Raw genomic sequence first — 3,679 nt, forward strand, 5'->3', positions numbered from 1 at the left:
GAGGTCCAGGGCAGCGTCATAGGCGCTGTCATCGCTGGTGCAGACCACGACCTCGCGGCCGACCAGCACGCCGAACCGGTTCAGGTAGGTACGCGCGGCGCTCGCCAGCATGATGCCTGGCCGGTCGTTGTCCGGGAACACCAGCGGGCGCTCGATGGCGCCGGTCGTCAGCACCACCTGCTTCGCCCGCACCCGCCACAGGCGCTGGCGCGGCAGGTCCGGCGGCGGGTCGGCCAGGTGGTCGATGACCTTTTCCAGCAGGCCCAGATAGTTGTGGTCGTAATAGCCAAAGCAGGTCGTGCGGGTGAGGACGGTGAGCTCGGGGTGCTGGTCGAGCTCGGCTCTCGCCCGCTCCAGCCAGGCTTCGGGCGCCACCTCGTCGACCGTGATCCCCCGGCCGCTTTCGCTCAGCAGCGAGCCGCCAACCTCCGGCTGCTCGTCGCACAGGATCACCCGGGCCCCGGTGCGCGCCGCCGCCAGCGCTGCGGCCAGCCCGGCCGGCCCCGCCCCGACCACCAGCACGTCAGTCCAGACATGGCGGTGCAGATAGCGGTCGGGATCCGGTGCCGTCGGCGCCTTGCCCAGCCCGGCGGCTGCACGGATGCGTGGCTCGTACACCTTCGTCCAGAAGGCGGCCGGCCACTTGAAGGTCTTGTAGTAGAAGCCGGCTGGCAGGAAGTTGGCAAGCCGGTCGTTCACCGCGTTGCGGTCGTAGCGCAGCGAGCCCTTGCGGTTCTGGCTCTCGGCCACCAGCCCGTCGAACAGCTCGACCTGGGTCGCCTTGAAGTTCGGGTCGGTGCGCCCGCCCCCCATCTGGAGCTGGACCAGCCCGTTCGGCTCTTCCGAGCCTGCCGACAGGAAGCCACGCGGCCGGTGGTACTTGAACGAGCGGCCGACCAGATGGACGCCGTTGGCGAGCAGGGCGGAGGCCAGCGTGTCGCCGGGATGGCCCTCGTAGCGTTTGCCGTCGAAGGTGAAGCGGATCGTGCGGCTCCGGTCGATCCGCCCGCCCTGCGCGATGCGCGCCTTCTGGCTCATGGGCCCGCCCCGTCCGGCTGCTCGCCCGCCGCATGAAAGCTCGAGAACCGATCGGTCACCGTGTCCCGCACCGCGGTGAACCAGCGCCCGCAACCCTGGACGTGGCACCAGCGCTCGTGGAAGCGGCCCTTGGGGTTTTGCCGGGTGAAGACATAGCCGGCCCAGGCGCCGTCGCTTAGCGCCCCCGGATCGCTGGGACGCACGATGCCGGCCTCGCCGCCATTGCGGAATTCGGTCTCGGCGCGCGGGCCGCAATGGGGGCAGGTGATCAGGAGCATGGGATGGGGCTCTTGGGGAAGCTGGATGGCCGGCACAGGGTCAGCGATGGCGAAGAAAGTGCGGGACGCTCCCACCCAAGATCGTCATGGCCGGGCTGGATCCGGCCATCCAGTCGTCCGGATGGTGAGGCATGGCGGCATTCGTCTACATCATGGCCAGCCAGCGCAACGGCACGCTCTACGTTGGCGTGACGGGAGATCTCATCCGTCGTGTTCACGAGCACCGGACTGGAGCAGTTGCAGGCTTCACCAAGCGCTACGGCGTGAAGTCGCTGGTCTGGTACGAGGTCCATGACGAGATGGCTGCGGCGATCCAGCGGGAAACCAGCCTGAAGCGCTGGCGGCGCGACTGGAAGCTCGCGCTGATCGAGAAGATCAACCCCGACTGGCAGCACCTTTGGGACGACATCGTCCAGTGAACGACTGGATGGCCGGCTCAAGGTCGGCCATGACGATGGGAGGTGAGCGCGACGAAGCATCAATGCGCCACCGCCGCCGCCGCCGCCTCGTCGATCAGCCGGCCGTTGACGAACCGGTCCAGCGTGAAGGGCGCGTTGATCGGGTGCGGCTCGCCATGAGCCAGGGTGTGGGCGAAGACATGGCCGGAGCCGGGCGTGGCCTTGAAGCCGCCCGTCCCCCAGCCGCAGTTGATGAAGAAATTGTCCACCGGCGTCTTGCCGATGATCGGCGAGCGGTCAGGGGTAACGTCGACGATGCCGGCCCAGGATCGCAGCATCCGCATCCGGGAGAAGATCGGGAACAGTTCCAGGATCGCCTCCAGCGTATGCTCGATGATCTGCATCCCGCCGCGCTGGGCATAGGAGATGTACTGGTCGGTGCCGGCGCCGATCACCAGCTCGCCCTTGTCGGACTGGCTGATATAGGCGTGGATCGTGTTGCTCATCACCACGCAGGGGAAGGCCGGCTTGACCGGCTCGGACACCAGCGCCTGGAGCGGGAAGCTTTCCAGCGGCAGCTCGATTCCGGCCATGCCGGCCACCACCGAGGAATGGCCGGCAGCGACGCAGCCGATCCGGCCGGCCGCGATGTAGCCCCGGCTGGTCTCCACTCCCACCGCCCGGCCGCCCTCGACCCGGATGCCGGTCACCTCGCAGTTCTGGATGATGTCGACGCCCAAGCGATCGGCACCGCGCGCATAGCCCCAGGCGACCGCGTCGTGCCGGGCGGTCCCGCCACGCCGCTGCAAGGCGGCACCCATCACCGGGTAGCGGATGTCCTTGGACAGGTTGAGCTGCGGGCAGAAGGCCTTGGCCTCCTCGGCGGTCAGCAGCTCGTTGTCCACGCCGTTCAGCCGGTTGGCGTGGACGGTGCGCCTGGCGATCTGCATGTCGTGGGTGTTGTGCGCCAGCATGAGCACGCCGCGCTGGCTGAACATCACGTTGTAGTTCAGCTCGGCCGAGAGCCCTTCCCAGAGCTGCATCGCATGGTCGTAGAGGGCGGCACTCTCGTCGTAGAGATAGTTGGAGCGGCAGATCGTGGTGTTGCGCCCGGTATTGCCGCCGCCCAGCCAGCCGCGCTCGATCACCGCAACATTGGTCACCTTGTGGACCTTGGCGAGGTAGTAGGCAGTGGCCAAGCCATGGCCGCCGCCGCCGATGATGACGACATCGTAGCCCCGCTTGGGCTCGGGGCTGCGCCAGTAGGCCGGCCAGTTGGCGTGGCCGGACAGGGCGTTCCTCGCCAGCGAGAAGATCGAGAAGCGGGTCATGCGCAGGTCATGCTGGTGGTCCGGCCAGTCAGGGGCCTCAAGCGCGGAGGAGTAGCGGCAGGGATCGGCCGCCGTCTAGCGGCACGGCGGCCGGTAGCCGCAGCGAAAGCGACACCCACCGCCCCGCTGCGGCCGGATGTCGCAGCGGCCCGACCTGGAGCACTTCCGGCGGCGTTCCGGTACGAGGCAAGCTTGTGTCGCAAACACGAAACTGCCACCGTCGGAGATCGGCCGGACTTCCCCCTTCGCCAAAAGGGTCAGGATGAGCGAGCAGAACCGAAGTCAACCGGAGATCGTGGCGTTTCTGCTGGTTCCGAGCTTCACGATGATCGCGTTCGCGGCAGCGCTGGAGCCGTTGCGGATCGCCAACCGGATGTCGGGAAAAGAGCTGTACCGCTGGGTGATCCTGAGCAAGGACGGCCAGCCGGTGGCCTCCTCCGTGGGCATCGAGACGGCGGTCGACCTGCCCATGGGCAAGTTCGAGATCCCGGCCAGCCAGCCCCCCACCATCGTGGTCTGCGGTGGGCTGCATTCCGAGCGCTACCAGGACAAGGAGGTGCTGGCCTGGCTGCGCTGGGCCGATCGACGCGGCGCGCAGATCGGCTCGATTTGCGCCGGCGCCCATATCCTGGGC

General features: G+C 68.0%; 5 protein-coding genes. 2 read left to right on the forward strand and 3 right to left on the reverse strand.

All coding sequences use genetic code 11. The annotated features are described in order from the left end of the window. Positions 1-1,038 (reverse strand): FAD-dependent oxidoreductase (locus EQG76_RS10820; RefSeq protein ID WP_159713255.1); only part of this gene is annotated, 1,038 nt, incomplete at its 3' end. Continuing rightward, positions 1,035-1,316, reverse strand: a complete 282-nt coding sequence (locus tag EQG76_RS10825; RefSeq protein ID WP_159713257.1) for a sarcosine oxidase subunit delta — start codon at positions 1,314-1,316, stop codon at positions 1,035-1,037. The genes EQG76_RS10825 and EQG76_RS10820, both read right to left, overlap by 4 nt. 131 nt (positions 1,317-1,447) lie before the next feature. Between EQG76_RS10825 and EQG76_RS10830 the strand changes: the two genes are divergently transcribed. Further along, a complete protein-coding gene (locus EQG76_RS10830) occupies positions 1,448-1,735 on the forward strand; it encodes a GIY-YIG nuclease family protein (protein ID WP_159713259.1) in 288 nt (95 codons plus the stop codon). 59 nt (positions 1,736-1,794) lie between these two features. On the opposite strand, the gene EQG76_RS10835 is transcribed toward EQG76_RS10830, so the two are convergent. Then, positions 1,795-3,045, reverse strand: a complete 1,251-nt coding sequence (locus tag EQG76_RS10835) for a sarcosine oxidase subunit beta family protein (protein WP_159713261.1) — start codon at positions 3,043-3,045, stop codon at positions 1,795-1,797. A 136-nt stretch (positions 3,046-3,181) separates the two neighbouring features. On the opposite strand from EQG76_RS10835, the gene EQG76_RS10840 reads away from it, so the two are divergent. Next, on the forward strand, positions 3,182-3,679 hold a 498-nt coding region (locus EQG76_RS10840), incomplete at its 3' end, for an AraC family transcriptional regulator (protein ID WP_235031308.1).

The organism is Geminicoccus flavidas, assembly GCF_009806515.1.
GTDB lineage: Bacteria > Pseudomonadota > Alphaproteobacteria > Geminicoccales > Geminicoccaceae > Geminicoccus > Geminicoccus flavidus.